The organism is Branchiibius sp. NY16-3462-2, assembly GCF_001594145.1.
Lineage (GTDB): Bacteria > Actinomycetota > Actinomycetes > Actinomycetales > Dermatophilaceae > Branchiibius.
In genome coordinates, this window is sequence record NZ_LVCF01000025.1 from 235,309 (window position 1) to 258,525 (window position 23,217).

Annotated in this window: 26 protein-coding genes; 9 read left to right on the plus strand and 17 right to left on the minus strand. The window is 67.6% G+C overall.

Translation table 11 applies throughout. From position 1 onward, the window contains the following. Positions 1 to 33: 33 nt before the first annotated feature. Together AZH51_RS07170 and AZH51_RS07175 are read left to right on the plus strand one after the other, a co-directional pair. Positions 34 to 1,374: a M20/M25/M40 family metallo-hydrolase gene (locus tag AZH51_RS07170; RefSeq protein ID WP_291522721.1), complete on the plus strand. Its 1,341-nt coding sequence runs from the start codon at positions 34 to 36 to the stop codon at positions 1,372 to 1,374. Positions 1,375 to 1,404: 30 nt separating this feature from the next. Beyond that, a complete protein-coding gene (locus AZH51_RS07175; protein ID WP_291522723.1) occupies positions 1,405 to 2,001 on the plus strand; it encodes a TetR/AcrR family transcriptional regulator in 597 nt (198 codons plus the stop codon). On the opposite strand, the gene paaI is transcribed toward AZH51_RS07175, so the two are convergent. From paaI to paaA, 8 genes are read right to left on the minus strand one after another with little or no spacing between them, the layout of a single operon-like run. Continuing rightward, a complete protein-coding gene (gene paaI, locus AZH51_RS07180; protein ID WP_291522725.1) occupies positions 1,991 to 2,422 on the minus strand; it encodes a hydroxyphenylacetyl-CoA thioesterase PaaI in 432 nt (143 codons plus the stop codon). The genes AZH51_RS07175 and paaI overlap by 11 nt on opposite strands. Continuing rightward, positions 2,416 to 3,252, minus strand: a complete 837-nt coding sequence (locus AZH51_RS07185) for a 3-hydroxyacyl-CoA dehydrogenase family protein (protein ID WP_291522727.1) — start codon at positions 3,250 to 3,252, stop codon at positions 2,416 to 2,418. The genes paaI and AZH51_RS07185 overlap by 7 nt, the downstream gene beginning before the upstream one ends. Further along, the gene (locus AZH51_RS07190; RefSeq protein WP_291522729.1) at positions 3,249 to 3,986 is read right to left on the minus strand and encodes an enoyl-CoA hydratase/isomerase family protein; all 738 of its coding nucleotides are present in this window, start codon (positions 3,984 to 3,986) and stop codon (positions 3,249 to 3,251) included. Before AZH51_RS07190 ends, AZH51_RS07185 begins: the two co-directional genes overlap by 4 nt. Further along, the gene (gene paaE, locus AZH51_RS07195; RefSeq protein ID WP_291522731.1) at positions 3,979 to 5,031 is read right to left on the minus strand and encodes a 1,2-phenylacetyl-CoA epoxidase subunit PaaE; all 1,053 of its coding nucleotides are present in this window, start codon (positions 5,029 to 5,031) and stop codon (positions 3,979 to 3,981) included. The genes AZH51_RS07190 and paaE overlap by 8 nt, the downstream gene beginning before the upstream one ends. Further along, positions 5,031 to 5,531, minus strand: coding sequence for a 1,2-phenylacetyl-CoA epoxidase subunit PaaD (gene paaD / locus AZH51_RS07200; RefSeq protein WP_291522733.1), 501 nt, complete (start codon positions 5,529 to 5,531; stop codon positions 5,031 to 5,033). The genes paaE and paaD overlap by 1 nt, the downstream gene beginning before the upstream one ends. 5 nt (positions 5,532 to 5,536) lie before the next feature. Further along, positions 5,537 to 6,448: a 1,2-phenylacetyl-CoA epoxidase subunit PaaC gene (gene paaC / locus AZH51_RS07205; protein ID WP_291522735.1), complete on the minus strand. Its 912-nt coding sequence runs from the start codon at positions 6,446 to 6,448 to the stop codon at positions 5,537 to 5,539. A gap of 10 nt (positions 6,449 to 6,458) precedes the next feature. Next, complete coding sequence (gene paaB, locus AZH51_RS07210) at positions 6,459 to 6,743, minus strand: 1,2-phenylacetyl-CoA epoxidase subunit PaaB (RefSeq protein ID WP_291522737.1); 285 nt, start codon at positions 6,741 to 6,743, stop codon at positions 6,459 to 6,461. Further along, on the minus strand, positions 6,743 to 7,678 hold the full coding sequence (paaA, locus tag AZH51_RS07215) for a 1,2-phenylacetyl-CoA epoxidase subunit PaaA (protein WP_291522739.1): 936 nt from the start codon (positions 7,676 to 7,678) through the stop codon (positions 6,743 to 6,745). Before paaA ends, paaB begins: the two co-directional genes overlap by 1 nt. Positions 7,679 to 7,721: 43 nt before the next feature. Between paaA and paaZ the strand changes: the two genes are divergently transcribed. Together paaZ and AZH51_RS07225 are read left to right on the plus strand one after the other, a co-directional pair. Next, a complete protein-coding gene (paaZ, locus tag AZH51_RS07220; RefSeq protein WP_291522741.1) occupies positions 7,722 to 9,797 on the plus strand; it encodes a phenylacetic acid degradation bifunctional protein PaaZ in 2,076 nt (691 codons plus the stop codon). Further along, on the plus strand, positions 9,797 to 10,096 hold the full coding sequence (locus tag AZH51_RS07225) for an EthD family reductase (RefSeq protein WP_291522743.1): 300 nt from the start codon (positions 9,797 to 9,799) through the stop codon (positions 10,094 to 10,096). The genes paaZ and AZH51_RS07225 overlap by 1 nt, the downstream gene beginning before the upstream one ends. A 7-nt stretch (positions 10,097 to 10,103) precedes the next feature. Here the strand turns inward: AZH51_RS07225 and AZH51_RS07230 are convergent, their stop codons facing one another. Further along, complete coding sequence (locus AZH51_RS07230; protein WP_291522745.1) at positions 10,104 to 10,649, minus strand: hypothetical protein; 546 nt, start codon at positions 10,647 to 10,649, stop codon at positions 10,104 to 10,106. A gap of 32 nt (positions 10,650 to 10,681) precedes the next feature. Continuing rightward, on the minus strand, positions 10,682 to 11,989 hold the full coding sequence (gene paaK, locus AZH51_RS07235; protein ID WP_291522747.1) for a phenylacetate--CoA ligase PaaK: 1,308 nt from the start codon (positions 11,987 to 11,989) through the stop codon (positions 10,682 to 10,684). 81 nt (positions 11,990 to 12,070) lie between these two features. Here paaK and AZH51_RS07240 point away from each other — a divergent pair, with 81 nt between their 5' ends. Further along, on the plus strand, positions 12,071 to 13,294 hold the full coding sequence (locus AZH51_RS07240) for an AGE family epimerase/isomerase (protein WP_291522749.1): 1,224 nt from the start codon (positions 12,071 to 12,073) through the stop codon (positions 13,292 to 13,294). A 10-nt stretch (positions 13,295 to 13,304) separates the two neighbouring features. Then, the gene (locus tag AZH51_RS07245) at positions 13,305 to 13,865 is read left to right on the plus strand and encodes a suppressor of fused domain protein (protein ID WP_291522763.1); all 561 of its coding nucleotides are present in this window, start codon (positions 13,305 to 13,307) and stop codon (positions 13,863 to 13,865) included. 4 nt (positions 13,866 to 13,869) lie between these two features. Here AZH51_RS07245 and AZH51_RS07250 read toward each other — a convergent pair whose 3' ends face one another. Then, positions 13,870 to 14,280 carry a YccF domain-containing protein gene (locus AZH51_RS07250; protein ID WP_291522765.1) on the minus strand — a complete coding sequence of 137 codons (411 nt, stop codon included), beginning with the start codon at positions 14,278 to 14,280 and terminating at the stop codon, positions 13,870 to 13,872. 58 nt (positions 14,281 to 14,338) lie between these two features. Between AZH51_RS07250 and AZH51_RS07255 the strand changes: the two genes are divergently transcribed. Continuing rightward, positions 14,339 to 14,875 carry a hypothetical protein gene (locus tag AZH51_RS07255; RefSeq protein WP_291522767.1) on the plus strand — a complete coding sequence of 179 codons (537 nt, stop codon included), beginning with the start codon at positions 14,339 to 14,341 and terminating at the stop codon, positions 14,873 to 14,875. Here AZH51_RS07255 and AZH51_RS07260 read toward each other — a convergent pair. The 5 genes from AZH51_RS07260 to AZH51_RS07280 are packed head-to-tail and all read right to left on the minus strand — an operon-like array spanning position 14,872 to position 20,504. After that, positions 14,872 to 15,510, minus strand: a complete 639-nt coding sequence (locus tag AZH51_RS07260) for an NAD(P)H-binding protein (protein ID WP_291523019.1) — start codon at positions 15,508 to 15,510, stop codon at positions 14,872 to 14,874. The genes AZH51_RS07255 and AZH51_RS07260 overlap by 4 nt on opposite strands. Then, on the minus strand, positions 15,510 to 16,463 hold the full coding sequence (locus AZH51_RS07265) for a GNAT family N-acetyltransferase (protein WP_291522769.1): 954 nt from the start codon (positions 16,461 to 16,463) through the stop codon (positions 15,510 to 15,512). Before AZH51_RS07265 ends, AZH51_RS07260 begins: the two co-directional genes overlap by 1 nt. Before the next feature lie 29 nt (positions 16,464 to 16,492). After that, complete coding sequence (locus AZH51_RS07270) at positions 16,493 to 17,074, minus strand: ATP-binding cassette domain-containing protein (RefSeq protein WP_291522771.1); 582 nt, start codon at positions 17,072 to 17,074, stop codon at positions 16,493 to 16,495. After that, positions 17,071 to 17,928, minus strand: coding sequence for an ABC transporter ATP-binding protein (locus tag AZH51_RS07275; RefSeq protein ID WP_291522773.1), 858 nt, complete (start codon positions 17,926 to 17,928; stop codon positions 17,071 to 17,073). Before AZH51_RS07275 ends, AZH51_RS07270 begins: the two co-directional genes overlap by 4 nt. After that, positions 17,925 to 20,504 (minus strand): FtsX-like permease family protein, encoded by a 2,580-nt coding sequence (locus AZH51_RS07280; protein WP_291522775.1) that lies wholly within the window; start codon positions 20,502 to 20,504, stop codon positions 17,925 to 17,927. Before AZH51_RS07280 ends, AZH51_RS07275 begins: the two co-directional genes overlap by 4 nt. A 136-nt stretch (positions 20,505 to 20,640) precedes the next feature. On the opposite strand from AZH51_RS07280, the gene AZH51_RS07285 reads away from it, so the two are divergent. Both AZH51_RS07285 and AZH51_RS07290 read left to right on the plus strand, forming a co-directional pair. After that, a complete protein-coding gene (locus tag AZH51_RS07285; RefSeq protein WP_291522777.1) occupies positions 20,641 to 21,288 on the plus strand; it encodes a TetR/AcrR family transcriptional regulator in 648 nt (215 codons plus the stop codon). Next, the gene (locus AZH51_RS07290; RefSeq protein WP_291522779.1) at positions 21,285 to 22,856 is read left to right on the plus strand and encodes an MDR family MFS transporter; all 1,572 of its coding nucleotides are present in this window, start codon (positions 21,285 to 21,287) and stop codon (positions 22,854 to 22,856) included. The genes AZH51_RS07285 and AZH51_RS07290 overlap by 4 nt, the downstream gene beginning before the upstream one ends. Here AZH51_RS07290 and AZH51_RS07295 read toward each other — a convergent pair. Next, on the minus strand, positions 22,853 to 23,146 hold the full coding sequence (locus AZH51_RS07295) for an antibiotic biosynthesis monooxygenase (RefSeq protein ID WP_291522781.1): 294 nt from the start codon (positions 23,144 to 23,146) through the stop codon (positions 22,853 to 22,855). The two genes, AZH51_RS07290 and AZH51_RS07295, sit on opposite strands and share 4 nt — an antisense overlap. Between the last annotated feature and the right edge of the window lie 71 nt (positions 23,147 to 23,217).

Sequence of the window (23,217 nt, forward strand, 5' to 3'; positions counted from 1 at the left end):
CGAGATTAGCCATGCAGTGGAAAGATCGAAGCCATGGCCACCGAGCAGGAATACCGCGACAAGGTCGCGGCTCTGATGCCGCAGATCATCGATGAACTCAAGGCGATGGTGGCGATCCCCTCGATCGCGTTCCCCGCCTTCCCGGCCGAGCCGGTCCATCAGATGGCGCAGGCCGCCGTCGACGCGTTCCAGCGGTACGGCGTGCCCGCACGATTGCACGACGTTCCGGGCGGTTACCCGGCCGTGTGGGCCGAAATCCCTGCACCGGAAGGCGCCCCCACCGTCCTGCTCTACGGGCACTACGACGTCCAGCCCGCCCCGAAGGACCAGGGCTGGAGCACCGAGCCCTTCGTCGCCACCGAGAAGGACGGACGGATCTACGGTCGCGGTGCCGCCGACGACAAGAGCGGCATCGCCATCCACCTGGCCACCCTCGCCGCCTTCGAGGGCAAACCACCGGTGGGGGTGAAGCTGGTCCTCGAGGGCGAGGAGGAGACAGGTAGCCACCTCGACGCGTACGTCGCGGCGCGGCCCGATCTGTTCCGGGCCGACGTCATGGTCGTCGCCGACATGGGCAACCTGACCGTCGGCGAGCCGGTGCTTTCCACCGACCTGCGTGGCCACGTCACGGCTGTCGTCGAGGTGTCGACCCTGCGGGATCCCGTCCACTCCGGCCTGTTCGGCGGCGCTGCTCCGGATGCCCTGATGGCACTGATCAAGCTGCTATCAAAGCTCACCGACGACGACGGCACCTGCCTCATCCCGGACATCGAGGCCACTGATTGGCAGGGCGCCGACTACACCGAGGAGATGCTGCGCACCAACGCCGGTGTCCTAGACGGGGTCGACCTGACCGGGACCGGCTCTATTGCCAGCCGCCTCTGGTCCAAACCGTCGATCAGCGTGTTAGGTATCGATGCCCCGAGCATCGACGAAGCGGGTAACGTGCTGCAGCCGCGGGCTCGGGCGCTGGTGGCAATGCGCATCCCTCCGGGACAGGACCCCGACCAGGCGGTGACATCGCTCAACGGCTTCCTGCGGGACAACGTCACCGGGGGCGTCCACGTCGAGATCATCGCCGACTCGGCGGCGCCTGGCTTCCATCAGGGCACCGACGGCCCCGCGTTCACGCAGATGAAGGCCGCTTTGAAAACGGCGTACGGCAGGGACGTCGGCCTCGCCGGTTCCGGCGGATCCATCCCGTTGCTGGACCGGCTGCGCGCCGCCAGCCCGCAGGCGGACTTCGTGCTGATCGGAGCCGAAGATGCGGCCCTGTCGCGCATCCACGGGCCCGACGAAAGCGTCGACCCCAGCGAGATTGAGAAGATGGCGCTCGCCCAGGTCCTGCTCCTGGATGCCCTGTCCCAGGGTTGATCGTCCTGGTCATCGGCTAACTTGCGGGGTATGCCGCAACCGACCCGTCCGCGCCGTGGCCGCCCCGGCCACGACCAGGGCGACATCCTGCGATGCGCGATCGACCTCTTCAACCGCCAGGGGTACGACGGCACGAGCGTTGGCGACATCGCCGCCGAGCTCGGGGTGGTCAAGTCCGCGATCTATCACCACGTGCCGAGCAAGGAGCACCTACTCGCGGCCGCGTTGGACGAAGCACTCTCCCAGCTGACCGCCACGGTGGAGGCGGCGAGCGTCAGCCAGGGCTCGGCGTACGACCGATTGCGGACGGTCGTGCACGACTCGGTGCTGATCCTCACCGAGCACCTGCCCGCGGTCACCTTGTTACTGCGGGTGCGCGGCAACAGCCCCGTCGAGCAGGATGCGTTGCGCCGCCGGCGAGCGTTGGACGAGCAGTTGGCCGGGCTCTACGCGCAGGCCGCCGCCGAGGGATCGGTGCGCGACGACATCGATCCCGTGGTCGCCAGCCGCCTGCTCTTCGGCATGGTCAACTCCCTGGTCGAGTGGTACCGCCCCGGTGGCCCGACCGACCCGCAGGCCCTCGCTGACGACGTGGTGCGTACGGCGTTTGACGGGCTTACGGCGTAAGGCCGGGATTGGGGCGTGAGGTGCCGCGACTGCGTCCCCGCAGGGTCGCGATGACCTCGCCGTCGCGGGTGACGTCGACGTCGTAGACACCGTTGCGGCCGCTCAGGACTCTCTCGGACGCGGTCGCCACGAGGACGTCGCCGAGCTTCGCCGGTTGCAGGAAGGTTACGTCGATGCTCGCCGCGACGGTCACCACACCACGCGAGTTGCAGGCCACAGCGAACGCGGAATCCGCCAGGGCAGTGATGAATCCACCGTGCGCGATCTCCCAGCCGTTGACCATGTCTTCACGCACGGCCATCGACACGGTCGCTGTCCCGGGCGACACCGCGACCACCTGCATGCCTAGCCCCTGGGAGGCGGCGTCGGTGCGCCACATCTCCCGGGTGCTCAACTCGGCAACCTGCTGCGGGGTCACCATTCGTAGAACCCCTGGCCGCTCTTGCGACCCAGCTCACCGGCCGCGACCTTGTCGCGCAGGATCTGCGGCGGCTCGAAACGGTCGCCCAACTCCTTGGCCAGGTGTTCGGCGATGGCCAACCGCACGTCGAGCCCCACGATGTCGGTGGTGCGCAACGGACCGGTCGGATGCTTGTAGCCCAGCGTCATGGCGGTGTCGACGTCCGCCGCACTGGCCACTCCGTCCTCGACCATCCGCATCGCCTCCAGCGCCAGGAAGACCCCGAGCCGGCTGCTGGCGAATCCCGGCGAATCCTGCACGGTGATAGCGGTTTTGCCCAGATCCTTCACCCAGCCCTGGGCACGCTCGACCAGTTCCAGCGCGGTCTGTCGACCGACGACGATCTCCACCAAGTCGCTGGCCGGGACCGGGTTGAAGAAGTGCAACCCAATCAGCCGCTCCGGCTTGGGTAGATCCGCCGCCAGCTCGGTCACCGACAGTGAGCTGGTGTTGCTGGCCAGCCAGGCGTCCGGCGCTTCGTGCGAACAGGTCTGCAGAACAGTCTTCTTCAAGGCAGGATCTTCGGGGACTGCTTCGACGATGAGGGTGCTGTCGTGCAGGGTCGTGGGATCGCTGCTCACGGACAGACGGGCGAGTAGGTCCTCCGGCGCGGTCCCCTCCGGAAGCGCTTGCCGCTGTGCGGCTTTCGCCAGACTGCCTGCGACTCGTTCTTTCGCCGCCTCGGCCGCCTCCTCCGACGCCTCGGTGATAACCACCTCGGCGCCGGTCAGCAGGAAGGCGTGCGCAATGCCCGCACCCATCCGGCCGCCGCCGTAGACCCCGACCTTCATGACCTCTTCCTCTCCAGGAACGCGGTCATCCGCTCCTGCTTCTCCTCGGTCTCGAAGAGCACCGCCTGCGCGATGTCGTCGATCAACGGGTGGGCTTCGCGGGGTGCGTGGAACACCCGCTTGGTGAGCTGCACCGCCAGCGGCGCGTTGCGGCCGATTCGGTCGGCCAGGCGATGACCGGCCGCGAGCAACTCCGCGGCCTCGACCACCTCGGTCAGCAACCGGACCGCCAACGCCTCGTCCGCACCCAGGACCCGTCCGGCGAGCAGGATCTCCTTGGCCAGCGGTTCACCGACCAGTTCCGCCAGCCGCCAGCTCGCACCCGCGGCGGCAAGGATGCCCAGGCCGATCTCCGGGTTGCCGATCTTCACACTTGGCGTCCCGATCCGGAAGTCGCAGGCGTAGGCCAACTCGGCGCCACCGCCGAGTGCGTACCCGTCGATCAGGGCGATTGTCGGCATCGGCAACCGGCGGATCCGGTCGAACAGCGCGGAGTTGATCCCCCGCAGCGCGTCGGCGCGCCGACGCTCCCGCAGCGCCGCGATGTCCGCGCCCGCCGCGAAGGTGCTGCCCTCACCGATGATCAGCGCAATCCGTGGATCGGCCTCCAACCCGGCGCAGACCTCGTGCAACGCATCGACCATCTCCTGATCGATGGCGTTGCGAGCCTGCGGACGGTTGAGCCGCACAACGACCCGGTCATCGGCCTGCTCCAGCAGCACCGGTTCAGGCATCGAAGTCCACACTGACCTCGTCGCTGACCGGATAGGTCTGGCAGGTCAGCACGAAGCCGGCGTCCACCTCGGCGTCGTCGAGCGCGTAGTTGCGTCGCATGTCTACCTCACCGCAGCGCACGATCGCCCGGCAGGTGCCGCAGACGCCGCCCTTGCAGGCAAACGGCACGTCACTGCGGGACGCGGCGGCACCATCGAGGATGCTGTGCTCGCGCGACATCGGGATCTGCGTCGCGCGGCCGTCCAGGGTCACCGTCACCTGGCTGACCGCACCATCGAGCGAGGCTTCCGGCCGGTGGACCTCCGGTGGCGGCTCGTCGACGTAGAACAACTCGAAATGCACACGCTCCGAGGGGAATCCGATCTCTTCGAGTACTTCCCGGGCGTCGGAGATCATCCCGAAGGGGCCGCACAGCCAGACGTCATCGACGTCGTCCATCGGCTGCAGGGCCAGCAACTGGCGCAGCCGATCGGCGTCCAACCGGCCGGAGAATAGATCGACCGACCGCGGCTCGCGCGACAGGACGTGCACCACCTCGAACCGTGCCGGGTACCGATCCTTCAGATCCGCGATCTCCTCCGCGAACATCACCGACCCACTGGTCCGGTTGCCGTAGAGCAACGTCACCTGCGCGTCGGGATGCGTCAGGACAGTCGCCGCGACCGACAGCATCGGGGTGATCCCCGAGCCAGCAGCGATGCACAGGTGCCGTCCACCCGCGGTGGGGTCCGCGCGGAAGCGGCCACTCGGCGTACCGACCTCGACCCGGTCCCCGACCCGGACCTCACGGGTCAGCCAGGTGGAGAACATCCCACCGCCGGGGATCTCCCGGACCCCGACCCGGGGCGCGCTGCCCGCGGGCGCACAGATCGAGTACGACCGCCGGTGCTCGGTGCCGTCGCTCCGGCGCCGCAGCGTCAACGACTGCCCCGCCCCGAAATCGAAGTCCCCGCGCAACTCGTCCGGCACCTCGAAGGTCACCGCGACCGCGTCGTCGGTGAGCCGTTCCACCTTGGCGACGCTCAACTCGTGGAAGGTGGCCATCAGATCTCCTTCACGTGTTCAAAGGGTTCGAGGCAGTCGGTGCATCGGTAGATCGCCTTGCAGGCGGTCGGCCCGAACTCGGAGGTCACCTCGACGCGCTCTGAACCGCAGCGCGGGCAGGACACCGCGCGCCGGGTTGGCAACAACGACAAGGGAATTGGTCCGGTACGCCGCGGGGCTGGCCCGGGTGCGGAGATCCCGTGCTCCTGCAGCGCCGCCCGGCCCTTCTCGGAGATCCAGTCGGTGGTCCAAGCCGGTTCGAGACTCACGTTGATCTGCACGTCACGAAAACCGTTGCGCTGCAACGCCGCCGCCAGGTCGTCGCGCATCGTGGCCATCGCCGGGCAGCCGGAGTAGGTGGGCGTGATGGTGACCGTGACGCCGTCGTCACCTTCGTTGACGTCTCGCAGTACGCCGAGGTCGGCCAGGGTGAGCATCGGCAGTTCCGGGTCGGTGACAGCCGCGGCCACTTCACGCGCAGTCAGCCGCGCCGTCGCCACGGCGTTCACCATTGCCCCGCCGGGTGCGCCCGGGCGACGGACTGCATCTCGGCCAGCATCCGGGAGAGGGCCTCGGTGTGCCGGCCGTCGCGACCGGTGCCACCGTTCACGGCACCCACCCGTCGCACTTCCGGCAGGTCGAGGTTAGCCGCCGAAAAGACCTGGGCCACAACGTCTTCCGCTTCGTCGCGCAGCGTGCTGGGCAGGACACCGACGCCCTGCTCGGCCATCAGCACCTCGACCGGATGATCCAGGAAGAGTTCGTCCCAGTAGGGCAACACCACCTGCAGCGCAGCCTCGACGCGGCGCCGTGACTCGTCCGTCCCCTTCGCCAGGGTCACCAGCCAACGAGCGGCGTAGTCCCGGTGATAGGTGACTTCCTTGACGCCCTTGGCGGCAATGGCGGCCAGCACCCGGTCACTGCTGAGCCGCAGGCGGTCCAGCAGCGCCAGCCGATAGGTCGCGAAGAGGAACAACCGCACGATCGTGACCGCGAAGTCGCCGTTGTCGGGCTCGACGAACCGCACATTGCGGAAGTCGGCGTCGTCCCGGAAGAACGCCAGGGCATCCTCGCCCGGAACGGGGGAACCCGCCGGCAGTGACGGCACGACGCCTGGATCGGCCAGCGCGGCGCGGGCCAGCAGCAACCGCGCCTGACCGAGCAGGTCCAGCGCGGTGTTGGCCAGCGCGATGTCTTCCTCGAGATCCGGTGCGTTGCTTGCCCATTCGGACAGCCGGTTGGCGTAGACCAGCGCATCGTCCCCGAGCATCAGGCAATAGGTCGTGAGCGCCGCGGCGTCCGTGCCCGGTGCGATGGTGGTGTCCACCCCGGCCAACGGGTCCTCGAAGTCCGTGCCGAACGCCCAGTTGGCATCCTCGCCACCGGCGAAACCGTCAAAGATTGAATCGTGACTCATCGGCGCCTGCTCACATGTGTGGGACGTTGTCGGGGATCGTGTAGAACGTCGGGTGCCGGTAGACCTTGTCCCCGGACGGCGCGAAGAGCGGGTCCTTCTCGTCCGGGCTCGAGGCGGTGATGTCGGCCGAGCGGACGACCCAGATGCTGACGCCCTCATTGCGACGGGTGTAGACGTCCCGCGCGTGCCGTACGGCCATGTCATCGTCCGCCGCGTGCAACGAGCCCACATGGACGTGGTTCAGTCCGCGCTTGCCCCGGACGAAAACCTCATACAGCGGCCAGTCGGCGCTCATCACGAAACCCCTTTCTCGGCGTACGCCGACGCTGCCTCCCGCACCCACGCACCCTCATCGTGCGCGCGCTGGCGGTGGGCCAATCGCTGTGTGTTGCAGGGACCTTCACCCTTGACGACGGCCTTGAACTCGGCCCAGTCGGGTGATCCGAAGTCGTAGTGCCCGCGCTCGGCGCTCCACCTCAACTCCGGATCCGGGAGCGTCACCCCGAGAGCCTCGGCCTGCGGCACGGTCATGTCGACGAACTTCTGGCGCAACTCGTCGTTGGTGTCGCGCTTGATCCCCCACGCCATCGACTGGGCGGTGTTGGGCGAGTCGTCGTCCGGCGGACCGAACATCATCAGCGCCGGCCACCAGAACCGGTCCACCGATTCCTGCACCATCGCCCGCTGCTCATCGGTACCGCGCATCATCGTGGACAACAACTCGAAGCCCTGCCGCTGGTGGAAGGACTCCTCCTTGCAGATGCGGATCATCGCCCGGCCGTACGGGCCGAAGGAGGTGCGGCACAGCGGCACCTGGTTGCAGATGGCCGCGCCGTCGACCAGCCAGCCGATGGTGCCCACGTCGGTGTAGGACAGCGTCGGGTAGTTGAAGATCGAGGAGTACTTCTGCTTGCCGGCCAGCAGCAATTCGGTCAGGTCGCCACGTGTGACACCGAGGGTCTCGCAGGCTGAGTAGAGGTACAGCCCGTGCCCGGCCTCGTCCTGGACCTTCGCCAGCAGGATCGCCTTGCGCCGCAACGACGGCGCGCGGGTGATCCAGTTGCCCTCCGGCTGCATCCCGATGATCTCCGAGTGCGCGTGCTGGGCGATCTGCCGGACCAGGGTGGCGCGGTACTTCTCCGGCATCCAGTCCCGCGGCTCGATGCGGTCGTTGGCCTCGATGACAGCATCGAAGTGCTCTTCGAGGAAGGTGTCGTCGACGAGGGTCATGGGGCCTCCTGGCGTATTTACAGACCGTTCGTTCAGTAATAATATGTCAGCTACGTCACACCCGCGCAACCCGAGAGGTTCCCTCGTGTCCGAACTGCTCAGCAGCTATCTCGCCGGCTCCTGGTTCACCGCCGCTGACGAGGGCCGCCCGGTCCTCGATGCCGTCACCGGTGAGGAGGTCTGCCGGGTGTCGGCCACCGGTGCCGACCTGGCCGGCGCCGTCGACCACGCCCGGTCGGTGGGTGTGCCCGCGATCCAGGCGCTGACCTTCCACGAGCGCGCGGCGATCCTGAAGAACGTCGCCAAGCACCTGACGGCGGCCGAGGACGGCTTCTACGAACTGTCTGCCCGCACCGGCGCCACGAAGCGCGACTCCGCGGTCGACATCGACGGCGGCATCGGCACCGTCTTCTCGTTCGCGTCCAAGGCCACCCGGGAGTTGCCCAACGACACCATCGTCCTGGACGGCAAACCGGAGGCCCTCGGCAAGGGCGGCACCTTCGTCGGCCAGCACATCTACACCTCCCGGCCCGGGGTCGCGGTGCAGATCAACGCCTTCAACTTCCCGACGTGGGGCGTGCTGGAGAAGTTCGCCCCGGCGTTCCTGGCCGGCCGCCCGACCATCGTCAAACCGGCCACCCAGACGGCCTACCTCACCCACGCGGTCGTCGCGTCGATGCTGGACAGCGGCTTCCTGCCCGACGGCGCCCTGCAACTGTTGTGCGGTAGCGCTGACGGCTTGCTGGATCTGCTGGGCACCCAGGACCACGTCGCCTTCACCGGTTCGGCAGCGACGGCGTCGACGCTGCGACAGCACCCCAGCGTCGTGCACGGCGGCCTCGAACTCGGGGTGGAGGCCGACTCTCTCAACTGCTCCATCCTCGGTCCCGACGTCACGCCCGACGACCCGGAGTTCGACCTCTTCGTCAAGGGCGTGGTCACCGAGATGACCGTCAAGGCCGGGCAGAAATGTACGGCGATCCGCCGGGTTCTCGTGCCCACCGAACGGGCCGACGACGTGATTTCCGCTCTGTCACAACGGCTGTCGAAGATCACCGTCGGCAACCCGGCTGACGACACGGTGCGGATGGGTGCCCTGGTCAGCCTCGACCAGCGTGACGAGGTGCGTAAGAGTGTGCAGTCGCTGCGGGCGTCCTCGGATCTGGTTTTCGGCGACCCCGACCACGTGACCGTCGTAGGCGCTTCCGCGGTGGACGGTGCCTTCATGGGGCCGGTGCTGCTGCGCGCCCACGAGGGCGCCACGGAACCGCACGAGGTCGAGCCGTTCGGACCGGTTTCGACCGTGATCACGTATTCCTCCGTCGCAGACGCCATTTCGCTGGCTGCGAAGGGCGGCGGCAGTCTGGCTGGCTCCCTGGTCACCCATGACCCTGCCGTCGCGCGCGAGGTCATCCTCGGAGTGGCGCCGTGGCACGGCCGCTTGCTGGTCCTCGACCGCAACGACGCTAGCGAGTCGACCGGCCACGGGTCGCCGTTGCCGAGCCTGGTGCACGGTGGCCCCGGGCGGGCCGGTGGTGGCGAGGAACTCGGTGGCATCCGGGCGGTCCTGCACCACATGCAGCGCACCGCGATCCAGGCCTCCCCCGATGCGCTGACCGCGATCACCGGATCCTGGTTCACCGGAGCCGAGCGCACGGTGTCCGAGCAGCACCCGTTCCGCAAGTCCTTGGCCACGTTGCGGATCGGGGACGCGATCGTCTCCGATCGACGTACCGTGACCGGCGAGGACATCGCCCACTTCGCGGAATTCACCGGCGACACGTTCTACGCACACACCGACCCGGAGGCCGCTGCGAAGAACCCGCTCTTCGGTGGGATCGTCGCGCACGGCTACCTGGTGGTGTCCCTGGCCGCGGGCCTGTTCGTCGAGCCCAACCCGGGTCCGGTCCTGGCCAACTTCGGCGTCGATAACCTGCGCTTCCTGACGCCGGTCAAGGTCGACGACGACATCGCGGTGACGCTCACGGTCAAGGCCATCACCCCCCGGTCGAGCGCGGACTACGGCGAGGTGCGGTGGGATGCTGTGGTCACCAACCAGCACGATGAACCGGTCGCGACGTACGACGTCCTGACCCTGGTCGCGAAGGAAGATGCCTGATGCACCGGATCACGGTCGTCTACGAACAGCCCACGAGTGTGGACGAATTCGAGGAGCACTACGCCAATACCCACGTCGATCTGGTCAAGTCGCTGCCCGGGTTGCGGCGCTTCACCACGTCGCACCCGCGTGGGCTGGGTGGGGAGAAGACGCCGTACTTCGTGGCGGAGCTGTGGTTCGACGACGAGGCGGCTCTGAATGCAGCGCTCACCTCGCCGCAGATGGCCGCCGCCGGCAAGGACGCCGCAACGCTGCCCGCAGACATGACGATGTACTTGGCCGAGGTCGTCGAGCAGTAGGGCCAGGTCAGTCGTCGGACCACGGTTCGAAGCGGCTGAAACCACCCTCCCGGAACCGTTTGCCGAGTCGCTCGTCGGTGTCGCGCGGATCGGCGGGCGCCGCCAGCCCGTGATCGCGCAGGTGGATGTCGCGGGCCACCAGGATGGCGGCGCGGGCTGCCTCGGCCCGCTCCTCACTCGTGGGGCCGCCACCGAGGAGGTTCTGCTCGCCGACCAGCGGCGCCTCCTTGACCCCGCGCTCGCCGTACCAGAACACCAGCCCGGCCCGGGACAGTTCGACAGCGGCCAGTTCGGCCAGCGGGATCCGCCGACCGAACAGATGCCCTCGCACCAGGACGTCCTCGTGCGTCAGGTCGATACCCGGCCGGAGCGCGAACAGCGCCAGGAAGCCTGCGAGCAATACCAGCGCCAGCATCATTCCGACCCGTTTCGGTTCGCCGCCGAGTCCGATGACGAGTGACGCACCGGCCAGCAGGGCGGCGGCGCCGCAGAAGAGCACGCGGAACCACACCGGCGCGCGCCAGGATCCGATCAGCTCGCTGGGCTCGGCCATACCGACATTCTCGACCTGCGCGAGCGGTAGTCCTACCGTTTCGGACGCTGGTCCACGATCCGGCGCATCTTGCCCACCGAACGCTCGACCGAGTCCGGAGCGACGACGTCGACCGACACGGAGACGCCGATCGTGCTCTTCACCAGGTGCCGCAACTCCTGACCGGCGGCGAGACCATCTGCCATAGAAGCGCTTTCGCGGTGCTCGACCAGCACGGTCATGGCATCCAGGGTGTCGGTGCGCGAGAGCACGCACTGGAAGTGCGGTGACAGGGCCGGCGTGCGCAGGATGAGCTCCTCGATCTGGGTCGGGAAGAGGTTCACCCCGCGCAGGATGATCATGTCGTCGGTACGACCGGTGATCTTCTCCATCCGGCGCATCGTGCGGGCGGTGCCGGGCAGCAACCGGGTCAGGTCGCGCGTGCGGTAGCGGATGATCGGCATGGCCTCCTTGGTGAGGCTGGTGAAGACCAGTTCCCCCTCCTCACCATCGGGCAGCACTTCACCGGTGATTGGGTCGATCACCTCCGGATAGAAGTGGTCCTCCCAGATGTGCAGGCCGTCCTTGGTCTCCACACACTCGTTGGCGACGCCGGGACCCATCACCTCGGACAGGCCGTAGATGTCGACCGCGTGCATGTCGAGGCGCTGCTCCATCTCCAGGCGCATGTCGTTGGTCCACGGTTCGGCACCGAAGATGCCCACCTTCAGCGACGTCTTCCGCGGGTCGACGCCCTGACGCTCCATCTCATCGATGATCGCCAACATGTAGGACGGGGTGACCATGATCAGGTCGGGCCGGAAGTCCTGGATGAGCTGCACCTGACGCTCGGTCATCCCCCCGGAGACCGGCACGACGGTGCAGCCGAGCTTCTCGGCGCCGTAGTGCGCACCGAGGCCCCCGGTGAACAAGCCGTATCCGTAGGCGTTGTGCATGATGTCGCCCGCGCGCCCACCGGCTGCGCGGATGCTGCGCGCCATCACGGTGGCCCAGGTGTCGATGTCCTTGGCGGTGTAGCCCACGACCGTGGGCTTGCCGGTCGTGCCCGACGACGCGTGCACCCGGGCGACCTGGGTGCGGGGCACCGCGAACATCCCGAACGGGTAGTTGTCCCGCAGATCGGCCTTGGCCGTGAACGGCAGCTTGGCCAGGTCGCTCAGTTCCTTGATGTCGTCCGGGTGCACCCCCGCGGTGTCGAAGCTGTTGCGGTAGTGCGGCACGTTCTCGTAGGCGTGCCGCACCGACCAGCGCAGCCGCTCGGTCTGCAGCGCGCGCAACTCATCGGTCGAGGCCCGTTCGATGGGTTCAAGGTCTTCGGGGTGCGGGGTGCGGTCTTCCATGAGGCCAGCCTTTCCTGAACGATCGGTCAGTATCTTATGTGGGCCGGGTCACATGTGGCAACCGGTGGGATGATCGCTGCCATGACCACCCCGTGGCCCGACCTGCCGACCCACCGTGAATGGCTGCACGAGCAGGCGCGTTCGCTGCTGACCTTCGGGCGCCGTACGCCGAGTGCGGACGGAGGTGCCTATTGGCTGGATGACCATGGAAACCCGTTGCCGCAGAACGGGATCCACACATGGATCACCGCGCGCACGGTGCACGTCTACTCCCTCGGTCACCTGATGGGCCTTCCGGGCTGCACCCCGATCGCGCAAGCCGCGCTGGACGGGCTGACCGGCCGGTTGCACGACTCGGAGTACGGCGGGTGGCTGGCCAGCGTCGGACAGCACGATGCGGACGGCACCAAGGCGGCCTACGCGCACGCCTTCGTCCTGCTGGCGGCCTCATCGGGGGTGACGGCCGGGCTCAGCGGCGCGGAGGCCCTCCTGGCGGACGCGCAGGACGTCCTCCTGGAGAGGTTCTGGGACGAGGAGGCCGGCCTGGCGGTGGATGAGTGGGACCGCACGTTCAGCACGCTGGACCCCTACCGCGGCATCAACGCCAACATGCATCTGGTCGAGGCGTGTCTGGCGGCGGCCGACGTCACCGGCGACCGCTCCTGGCTCGAACGGGCTTCCCGCATCTCGCAATTCGTCGTCACCCAGGCAGAAGGGAACGGTTGGCGGATCCCCGAGCACTTCGACGCCGACTGGCAACCGCAACTGGAGCTGAATCGCGACAAACCCGGCGACCAGTTCAAGCCCTACGGCGCCACCGTCGGACACGGCCTGGAGTGGTCCCGGCTGCTCATCCACCTGGACGCCGCCCTGGGCATCGACCGGGACACCGACTGGGTGACCCCCGCCAAAGCCCTCTTCGACCGCGCGGTCACCGACGGCTGGGCCGCGGACGGCGCCGATGGGTTCGTCTACACCACGGACTGGTCCGGTCGGCCGGTAGTGCGCGAACGGATGCACTGGGTCGTCGCCGAGGCGCTCGGCGCGGCCGTGACGCTGTGGCACCGGACCGGCGACCCGGCGTACGCCGATCGGTATGCGCAGTGGTGGGACTACACGCAGCGTTACGTCATCGATCACGAGAACGGTTCGTGGCACCACGAACTCGACGCCGCCAACCAGCCGGCCGCCACGGTGTGGGCGGGCAAGCCGGATCTCTATCACGCGTTCCAGGCGACGCTGCTGCCGTTGCTCCCGCTCACGCCCAGCTTTGCCACCGCGATCGCCCAGGGGCACCTCGCGTAGCGTGGGCCTGGTGACCAGGGCCGAGGACTTCGCCAACCATGTCGACGCGCTCGCCGGCAAGCCTCCGGCGAACGTCTACTACCAGAACCTGGCCGACGGCACCCCGATCAGCGCCTTGGTCTACCAGGACGTCCCGGAGGCGGGGATGCTCATCGGCGTCACCTACGGACTGTCGCTGCTGGACAACCCGGCGTGGACCCGGGGCCGCCCGGAGTTGCTGATCGGGGTGCGCTCCACCGATCACCGCTGGGCGCGCGCGGTCGGACTGCTGGCGGTCAACCTCACCGACTGCCCGTTCAGTTACGGCAACGTGCTGAACTTCGGCCAGCCGATCACGGAGGAATCCGCGATGGACCACTTCGTGATCTTCGCGCCGACCCTGCTGGACCAGCAGGACTTCCTCAACGTGCTCGACGCACCCGAGGGTGCCCCGGCGCAGGATGTCGTCAACATCGCTGGGATCTATCCGATCCACGCCTCCGAGGCGGCCGCCATCAACGACGGCGGGATGGAGGCGTTCTGGAAGTCCGGCGCCGACCTGTACGACGTGACCCGACCTCCGGTGCTCTAGCCGCCTACAGCTCGACGAGCGCCTGCTGACCCGCGCGCAGCGACGAGGTCGGCACGATGTCCTTGCCCAGCGGGACCAGCGCGATGGGGATCATCTTGAAGTTGGCGATCCCGAACGGGATCCCGATGATCGTGATGCACAGCGCGATGCCGGTCGTGATGTGGCCGAGGGCCAGCCACCAGCCGGCGAAGATGATCCAGATGACGTTGCCGATCGTGCTGCCGGCACCGGAGTTGGGTTTGCTCACGATGGTCCGTCCGAACGGCCACAGCGCGTAGGCACCGATGCGGAACGAGGCGATGCCCCACGGGATCGTGATGATGAAGATGCACAGCACAATTCCGGCGAGCAGGTAACCCAAGAACATCCAGAATCCGCACAGCACCAGCCAGATGATGTTCAGGATCGTCTTCATACCTCCATTGTCCGGCACGACCCACCTCGTTCACGAACTCGCGAGTTATGGTTCGCGCATGAGGCTGCACCGCTGCGCGATCGCCGGGGTCGCCGTCGCTCTGAGCGGCGGGTTGGCCGCGTGCGGCGGTGGGTCCGATGCGGGTACGCCGAGCCCCACCGCCACGAGTACCTCGCCGACCGCCTCGATCACCTCGTCCGCGTCGCCCACTCAGTCCACGACGGCCACTTCGTCCGCGTCGCCTACTGGGTCGATGACTACGCCACCCCCGGCCAACGACAGCAAGGCTGCCAGCCCGAACGCAGCGCTGGAGTCGGCGGTCCGTTCCTACTCAGGTTTCTACACCGGCGGCAACGGGCCGGCCGCGTACGCGCTGGTATCGGCCCGTTGTCAGAAGCTCTACAGCGAGCCGGTGTTCAGCGCCGTGGTGCAGAAGGTGCACCAGAGCTACGGCACGGCGCCGATCGCCACCCTCAGCGTGCTGGTCAACGCTGACTCTGGTTTCGCGACCTACACCTACGCCAAGAGCGGTCTGAACCAGAACCGCCAACCGTGGGTGCTGGAGAGCGGCTCCTGGAAGAACGACGACTGCTAGAGGACCTCATCGATCGGGGTGTCGCCGTCGTTGAAGGCGATAGTCCGCCCGGCCGCCTTGTCTCCTGCCGCAACGACGGCTGCGATCACCCGGGCGACGTTGCCGCGGGAGACCTGGGTGCCCTCGGTGGCGTCGGCATCGATGCGACCCGTGGGTTCGGCCAGCGTGAGCGAACTCGGCTGCAGCAGAGTCCACTTCAGCCCGGAGGCGGTCAGGTGCTGGTCGGCGGCGGCTTTCGCCTCGGCGTACGCGAAGAAGGAGTTGTCCGGCGGCACCCCGTGGTCCGGGCCGGCTCCGAAGTAGCTGACCATCACATACCGCGCCCCGTCCCGCTCCGCAGCGTCCATCGACCGGATCGCCGCGTCCCGGTCCACCGCGTAGGTGCGCTCCGGTGACCCGCCGCCCGCACCTGCCGACCAGACGATCGTGTCGTAGCCCTCGAATGCCGCGGCCATTGCGTCGACGTCGGCGCTCTCGACATCCAGCAACAGCGGCTCTGCGCCGGTCGCGCGCACATCGTCGAACTGGTCGCGGTTGCGCACGACGCTGGTGACCTCAGCCCCCTGCGCGATCATTAACGGCGCCGCCAGGAGAGCGACCTTGCCGTGTCCGCCGATGATCAGTACGCGCATGATTACCCCAGGTCGATCTCGTAGTGGACGAATCCGGTATCCGTCGCCACCTTGTCATAGAGCGACCGGGCGCGGGAATTGCCCTCCTGGGTGAGCCAATACACCTTGGCGGCTCCTGCATCGCGCGCCGCGCGGACCACATGCGCGATCAACGCCGCACCCGTGCCGTGCGCGCGGGAATCCGGCGACACGAAGAGATCCTCCAGGTAGCAGTAGCCCTGCGGCGTCCACGTCGAGGCGTGGAACAGCCAGTGCACGAATCCGATCGCCGTCCCGTCAGCATCCCGGGCGAGCACCCCGTGCAACTCCTCATCGGCAACGAGTCGCGCGAACGTGTCGTCGGTGACGGTGTCGGGCAACTGCTCCTCATAGAACTCCAGGTAGCCCTGCCACAGCGGCTCCCACACCGCCCGGTCCGCGGCAGTGATCGGGGTCAAAGCGGGCCCGAGCGGTTTGGTGAGCACCACGAAGGCCATATCCGGCCGACTGGCAGCGGCCAGCAGCTCCGGCGGCATCGGAATGACCTCGTCGGTGTCCTGATAACCGCGCCGGTGGTACCACTCGATCAGTTCCGCACGGGCGTCGATAACCTGCATGCGCATCGTGTCCGCGTGCCAGGTCTGTTGCGCGTAAACCTCTGCGGCGGTGAGTAGTTCACGGCCCACCCCGGCGTTCTGCAGGGTCGGGTCCACTGCGAACATCCCGAAGTACGCCGTGTGCTCGTCGAACCGTCGCAGCTCGGCGCAGGCGACGAGTCGGTCGCCGTCCCGTCCGTTCAGAACCGCGCTGTCAGCACCGTCGATGATGGCCCGCACACCGTCCGCATCGATCCGCTCGTCGTCAAGGAGATCGGACTCAGTGGTCCACCCACGACGGCCGGACTCACCGCGGTAGGCACTTTGCACGAGGTCAGCGATAGCGGCCGCTTCGTCGCGGCGGGCGGGACGGATCTGCATGGCGGCATCGTGTCATGGCGCCGGTCGCCTCAGGACAGCGAGATGACCTGGTCGGCCCAGTCGGCCAACTCCACGTCGTTGGTGGTCATCAGGACCGCAGCGCCGCCGTCGGCTGCCAGGCGTACGGCCCGCAAGACCAAGCCGCGACTAGCGCGGTCCAGCGCGCTGGTGGGTTCGTCCAGCAGCAGGGTCTTCGGCTGGGCAGCGAGGGCACGGGCCACGGCGAGTCGCTGACGCTGACCACCGGACAGTTCATCGGGCATGTTGCGGTCGACGCCGTCCAGCCCGAGCGCCACCAGCAACTCCTGACCGGCATGCTCCGCCTCGTCTGCCGATGCCCCTCGGATCAACCCCTGCAACACCAACTGCTCCAAAGCGGTCAGGCTGCTCGGCAACTGGTAGCTCTGCGTGACGACGGCGATCGGTTCGTCGACCGCAACGTTGCCCGCGTCCGGCTTCAGCACGCCCCGGCACAGGTCGATGAGCGTGGACTTGCCGCTCCCCGCGTGCCCGGTGACCAGGGCGACCTTGCGGTCCGGGACGTCCAGACTCAGCTTTTGCAAGACTGCTGTGTCACCGAATTGAACTGTGGCCGAATCGATCTGGATCACCGCAACTCCTCGACCTTCGTCAGGATGATCGCGCCGTTGGCCGGATCCCGCTCGATCCGCAACCGTGTGCCCGGTGGGAAGTCAGTGTCGAACTCCGCGCCCAGCAGGACGGTGCCGCCCTCGCCGACGAGGATCTCCGTGGTCTCGAAACTGGTGCTGTCGTTGCCGACCCGGCCATCCCGGATCGTCACGATCCGCCCACCCAGCCCGACGGCCACGTCCACGTCGTGCGTAACGGCCACGATCGTCGTACCTCGTTGGTTGTTGATAGCGCGCAGAGCCTCGGTGATCCGGCGAGCCTCATCGCCGGTCAGGCTCGAGGTGGGTTCGTCGGCCAGCAGCAGTTGGGGATCGGGCGCGACGCTCGATGCCAGGGCGGTCAACTGACGCACCGTCGGGGACACCGCGCCGATCGGGGAGTTCCAGTCCTCCTCGGGGACACCAACCATCTCCAGCGCGTCCGCCGGGCGGATCGCGGTGCGCAGCCGCGGTGGCGCCGTGAGACTGACGTTCTCGCGAACACTCAAGTAGGGCAACAGGTTCCGGTCGATGTCCTGCACCATGACGGCGACCTTGTCACCGCGCAGCGCGTCGACCTGCTCGGTGCTGGCCCGGGACAGGTCCAGATCACCCAGCATGACGCGGCCGGCACTAGGTGGGACCAGCCCGGACAGCACGCTCAGCAGGGTGGACTTGCCGGCGCCCGACGGCCCGACGAGCGCGACCACCGATCCGCTGGGCACCGCCAGACTGACCCCGGACAGCGCCGCGACGTCCTGGCCGTCCACGGTGTAGATCTGCACCAGGCGGTCCACTTGCACAGCCATGCCCTGCCGGGGCTCGAAGTCGGTCATCGGGCACCTCCCGCAGCCCGCAGCGCTCGACGGCTCACCAGCACGGCGATGATCGCCAGCACGAGGAAGAGGACGAGGACCGCCCCCACCCCGGCGGGCCAGGCGAATCCGGTTCTGGTGACGGGGTAGTCGGGTGGCGTCGACCACCAGGGCAGCGAGTCGCCGACAATCGTGGCGCCGACGGGCGCCGCGATCAGGCCGAGTACGGCCGCGACGACGGCGACCAGGAGGAACTCCATCGTGGTGGCTCGCGCGACCATCCGGCGCGGGACTCCGGCGGCCGCCAGCGAACGTACGTCGACCGCCCGTTGGCGTCGCGTCGCCGTGACCATGGTGGCGAGGGAGAGCAACGCCACCAAGACGGCCGCGGCGCCGAGCAACAAGCTCAGGTGCATCGACCACGCAGTGGCCGTGGCGTCATACTTGGCCCGCTGTTGGGCGATGCTGTTGACGTTGATGAGATCGAACCCGGCAGCACCCAGGTTGTCCTTCAACCGTTGCAGCACAGCGGGATCCGTCGTCGACGACCACACGCTTTCCAGCACCTGATCGGTCCGCGAGCCAGCAGCCAACATGGTCTTCAGATCGACGACGACCGCCTGCAACGGAACTCCGGGAATGTACGCGGTGGTCGCGACCACGGTCACCTGCCCGTCCCGGTCGGCCATGCTCGGCGCCGTCAGCTGGCTACCGGTCCTGGCGGTCACGGCGTCGGAGGTGATCGCGGAGAGAGCCGCCGGCAAACCAGGTTGGGCCAGCGCGTCCCAGGGCACGCTGGACGACAATCCGTCGGTCGCGGCAATTCGCTTCATGTCGGCCGGAATGACACCGACGGTGGCGAGCGCATTGTCCGACGCAGCGCTGATCTCGATGACCGGTGTCAGGTGGGTATGACTCGGATCGGTCTTGTCGACCGCTTCCAGGAGCGCCGAGGGGTCAACGGCCCCGGTCACCGAGGAACTCGCGCCCACGACGACGGCAGCCCCGATGTCGGCCGTCGCCCGCGCCTGCCGGTTCTCATCACCGCGCATCAACAAGCTGGCACTGAAGCTGACCAGTGTCGTGGCGATGATCAGCGTGGTCAGCACCGGGACGACCCCCGGGCGACGGATCGTCTGGGCCAGCCCGAGCGCACCGGTCGCCCGGCCGCTACTGAACAGTCGGCGTACCAGCGCAGCACCGACCACACCGAGCCCGGCCGCCAGCAGTGTGGCGAGCACGATGGCTGCCAGTGTCGGGACCAGCAGACTCGGTGCGCCGGACAGGTTGCCGGTGGCGGCGAGCACGACGCCAGCGAACGCGAGTGCACCGGCCACGATCAGCGACACCGGCACTCCACGGACCCGGCGCGGCGCGGCGCGCATCAGGTCGATGATCGGGGTCCGGGTCATCCGCGACCAGATAACGGCGAAGAGGGCGATCGCCGCAAGGACGGCGAGCACGGCCCACAGCAGCGCCCACCAGTTCCAGCTGGGCAGCGTGTGGGTCGGCAGGATGAACCGTCCGATCGCAGCGTCCGCGAGATAGGCGATCAACAGACCGATCGGCAGTCCCAGCAGGACCGCGCCTGCGAATTCACCCACCGCGAATCGCAAGAGGCTGCGCCGGTCGTGTCCACGCATCTTGAGCACGGCCGCATCCGAGCGGCGCAGGTTCGTCAGCAGACTGAACACCTGGTAGGCGAGGATCAAGACCAGGATCAGCAGTTGCACGAACAGCAACGGCACGAGTTGCTTGACCTGGTCGAGGTCGACCGCGATGTCCTGCTGGACCTGGGTGAGCGGCTCGGTGATCGTCACTCCGTCGGGCATCGCGCTGCTCGTCTTCGCCGAGCCCGCGACCGCTGTGCTGAGGGTGTTGGCGTTGATCGCGTCATTCTTGAGCGGGAACCTCGCCGACAGGTTCGGGGAGTACCAGCCCTGGCTGGTGTCGAACGTCGCCGGGCCGGTCAGCCAGACCTGGTTCGGCGCCGTGCGCGCCGGGTTGGGTGGGGCATACCGAGATGGGTCGACCCCGCCCCAGTACGAGGTGGCCGTCGCCGTGAACGACCCGACCACCTTGAGGACCTTCTTCGGCAGGTCCTGCGGCAATACCGAGCCGTTGACCTGCTGTACGTCGATCCCGGACCCAAGCTTGATGCCGCTCACCTTCTGCGCGGTGAGCGCCGCGTCGGACACCAGGATCTCGTTGGCCGCCGACGGACAACGGCCGGAGGTGATTTTGATCTGCTGGCACTGCCCGTCGCTGTTCTGCACGAGGACCAGGACGCTCTGGTCGGCCCACATCGCGGTTACCTGGGTGGTGTCCACGGGCGCCTCGGTCACCGCGCGCAGCCGCGGATCGACGTACCACGCCATTTGCTGAAAATCGTGGGCGTACCGCTGCGGCCCGGCCACCTCGACCTGGGCACTGACCGGCGGCAGGTTCTGCACGCGGTAGTCGACCAGGCCCGCGGAGAACGAGCGTTCCACCAGCGGGATCAGCGCGACGGTGGCCACGATCAGGGCGACGACGACGGTGACCACGACGTGCTGTCCGCGCCGGCTGCTGCGGGCGCGGGCAACCAGGGACGTCACCCGCCCACCCTGCCAGGAACGGACTTCCATCGGGTCGCAATGCGATAACGATCAGTCCATCGGTCGACCTCGCGACGAGGCGTTGCCTGCAGTTACGCAATTTTGCATTACTGCAACTTTGCGTTAGTGTAGCTATATGTCCACCTCAAAGACGTCCGGTCTGCGCGACCGGAAACGCACCGAGACGGCGGCCCGGATCCACGCGGCCGCCGTTTCCTTGGTCCTGTCAGGGGGATTGGACGCCGCCACGATCGAAGCGATCAGCGAGCGCGCCGATGTCTCGCCCCGGACCTTCTTCAACTACTACGAGGGCAAGGACGCTGCGATCCTTGGCATCCAGCCGGACGTTTCCGACGACGCGGCCTTCGAGGACGTGCTCGCCGTGGCCGAGACCGGGTCGGTGGATCCGCTGACTCTGGTGATCCGCCTCGTGCTGGCCACCATGGGCACCAGCAGCCACGTGCACACCCCGGCCCGTCACGCCGACCGGATGACGGTCATCCAACGCCATCCTGAACTCATCACCGGCCAGTTCGCGCAACTGGCCGCCCGGCGTACCCGCACCGTCGAGTACGCCGCGCGCATCCTGGCCGCACACCCCGCCTGGGCTGCCGATCCGGCGAGCGCGCCCTCGACTCCGCTGGTCATCGCCTTGTGCGGTGCCGCGGTCAAAACCGCGATCGAGGACTGGGCGGCAACGACGCCGGACCAGCCGCTCGATGAGAACCACCTTGAGGAGCGCGCACTCGCGCTCGTCCATCACACGATCAGGAGTCTTCAATGACCTCAGCTGCTCTTGAGCACGCTGGCGAACCCGATTCCGCCGCGCCGCAGCGCCGGGGAGTCCTGTTCGTCTTCGCCGGTCTGATGATCGCGATGCTGTTGGCATCGTTGGACCAGACCATTTTCAGCACCGCGCTGCCGACCATCGTCGGTGAGTTGAACGGTGTCGACCACATGCTGTGGGTGACCACGGCCTACATCCTGGCCTCGACGATCATGATGCCGGTCTACGGCAAACTCGGTGATCTGATCGGCCGCAAGAACATCTTCATCGCCGCCATCACCCTCTTCATGGCCGGCTCGGTCATCGGTGGGCTCGCCGGGACCATGACGTGGTTGATCATCGGCCGCGCCGTCCAGGGCCTCGGTGGCGGTGGCCTGATGATCCTGGCGATGGCCATCATCGCCGACGTGGTGCCGGCCCGCGAGCGCGGTCGCTACATGGGCATCATGGGCGGTGTCTTCGCGTTCGCATCGGTCGCCGGTCCTCTCCTTGGCGGCTACTTCACCGAGGGTCCCGGCTGGCGGTGGGCGTTCTGGATGAACATCCCGCTGGGCATGGTCGCCATCGCGGCCGCGGTGTTCTTCCTGCATCCGCACACGGCCACTGCCGACCGCCCCAAGCTGGACGTTGCGGGCACCGCGCTGCTGGCTCTCGCTTCCGCGTCGCTGGTCCTCACCTCCGTGTGGGGCGGCACGACGTACGCCTGGGACTCCGCTCAGATCATCGGCCTGATTGCCGTGACCCTCGCTGCCGCAGTCGGATTCGTCTTCGTCGAGCAGCGTGCCGATGAGCCGGTCATGCCGTTGCACCTGTTCCGGGAGCGCAACTTCGTCCTCACCACGGTCGCCGGTTTGTTGATCGGGATCGCGATGTTCGGTGCCATGGCCTATCTGCCGACGTATCTGCAGATGGTCACCGGCTCCAGCGCTACCAAGGCGGGTCTGCTGATGATCCCGATGATGGCGGGCGTCCTGATCACCTCGACACTCATCGGTCAGGTCGTCAGCCGCACGGGTCGCTACAAGATCTACCCGATCATCGGCGCCGTCGTCGTCGGTGTCGCGCTGTGGCTGATGTCCACGATGACCGCGGACACCTCGATCGTCGTGATCTGCAGCTACCTGGCCGTGATGGGCATCGGGCTGGGTCTGTCGATGCAGATCCTGGTCCTGATCGTGCAGAACACGTTCCCGGCCCGGGAGGTCGGCACGGCCACCGCGTCGAACAACTACTTCCGCCAGATCGGTGCTTCCCTCGGATCGGCCATCGTCGGAACGGTTTTCGCCAACCGCCTGGCCGAACTCCTCTCCGGTCTATCGACCAGTGGCAGCGGTGCATCGGCCAACTCGCTGACGCCGGAACTGGTCAAGACCCTCCCGGAGTCGGTGCAGCACGTGATCGTGTCGGCCTACAGCGAGGCGCTGACCCCGGTGTTCTTCTACCTGGTGCCGCTGATGGTGCTGGCTGCCGCGCTGCTCGGGTTCGTCCACGAGAAGCCACTGGCCACCACGATCGAGCACGAAGCCGCCGAACCACTCGAGGTTGCAGCCGTCATGGCCGACTAGACCGGCACGTCGACGAAGTGCTCGACCACCGGGAACGGGTCGTAAAAGTGGTGCAGCAACTCCTTCCACCGCTGGTATTCCGGTGACCGACGAAAGCCCTCGGTGTGCGCCTCGACGCTCTCCCATTCTACGAGTAACACGTAATGGGAGGGCGTTTCGGCGCTCCGCGCCAGTCGCAGCGAGACGAATCCCGGCTGGCCACTGATCAACGGGCGCGCTTCGGCGAAGGCGGCTTCGAACGCAGCCTCGTGACCGGGCAACACGGGCAGCAGAGCATGCTCAAGAATCACCCCCGGCACGCTAGCGCAGCCGCCGTCTTCCTCACGTAGGTCATCGATGCTCTAAATCGACCTGTGGACAA

Coding starts and splice junctions, on each gene's coding strand:
- AZH51_RS07250 (WP_291522765.1), bottom strand. CDS start 14,280: ATGAAGACGATCCTGAACATCATCTGGCTGGTGCTGTGCGGATTCTGG.
- AZH51_RS07240 (WP_291522749.1), top strand. CDS start 12,071: ATGACCACCCCGTGGCCCGACCTGCCGACCCACCGTGAATGGCTGCAC.
- AZH51_RS07255 (WP_291522767.1), top strand. CDS start 14,339: ATGAGGCTGCACCGCTGCGCGATCGCCGGGGTCGCCGTCGCTCTGAGC.
- paaZ (WP_291522741.1), top strand. CDS start 7,722: ATGTCAGCTACGTCACACCCGCGCAACCCGAGAGGTTCCCTCGTGTCC.
- AZH51_RS07290 (WP_291522779.1), top strand. CDS start 21,285: ATGACCTCAGCTGCTCTTGAGCACGCTGGCGAACCCGATTCCGCCGCG.
- AZH51_RS07265 (WP_291522769.1), bottom strand. CDS start 16,463: ATGCAGATCCGTCCCGCCCGCCGCGACGAAGCGGCCGCTATCGCTGAC.
- AZH51_RS07175 (WP_291522723.1), top strand. CDS start 1,405: ATGCCGCAACCGACCCGTCCGCGCCGTGGCCGCCCCGGCCACGACCAG.
- AZH51_RS07190 (WP_291522729.1), bottom strand. CDS start 3,986: ATGCCTGAACCGGTGCTGCTGGAGCAGGCCGATGACCGGGTCGTTGTG.
- AZH51_RS07225 (WP_291522743.1), top strand. CDS start 9,797: ATGCACCGGATCACGGTCGTCTACGAACAGCCCACGAGTGTGGACGAA.
- paaB (WP_291522737.1), bottom strand. CDS start 6,743: ATGAGCGCCGACTGGCCGCTGTATGAGGTTTTCGTCCGGGGCAAGCGC.
- AZH51_RS07170 (WP_291522721.1), top strand. CDS start 34: ATGGCCACCGAGCAGGAATACCGCGACAAGGTCGCGGCTCTGATGCCG.
- AZH51_RS07275 (WP_291522773.1), bottom strand. CDS start 17,928: ATGACCGACTTCGAGCCCCGGCAGGGCATGGCTGTGCAAGTGGACCGC.
- paaA (WP_291522739.1), bottom strand. CDS start 7,678: ATGACCCTCGTCGACGACACCTTCCTCGAAGAGCACTTCGATGCTGTC.
- paaC (WP_291522735.1), bottom strand. CDS start 6,448: ATGAGTCACGATTCAATCTTTGACGGTTTCGCCGGTGGCGAGGATGCC.
- paaK (WP_291522747.1), bottom strand. CDS start 11,989: ATGGAAGACCGCACCCCGCACCCCGAAGACCTTGAACCCATCGAACGG.
- paaI (WP_291522725.1), bottom strand. CDS start 2,422: ATGGTGACCCCGCAGCAGGTTGCCGAGTTGAGCACCCGGGAGATGTGG.
- paaE (WP_291522731.1), bottom strand. CDS start 5,031: ATGGCCACCTTCCACGAGTTGAGCGTCGCCAAGGTGGAACGGCTCACC.
- AZH51_RS07285 (WP_291522777.1), top strand. CDS start 20,641: ATGTCCACCTCAAAGACGTCCGGTCTGCGCGACCGGAAACGCACCGAG.
- AZH51_RS07230 (WP_291522745.1), bottom strand. CDS start 10,649: ATGGCCGAGCCCAGCGAGCTGATCGGATCCTGGCGCGCGCCGGTGTGG.
- AZH51_RS07185 (WP_291522727.1), bottom strand. CDS start 3,252: ATGAAGGTCGGGGTCTACGGCGGCGGCCGGATGGGTGCGGGCATTGCG.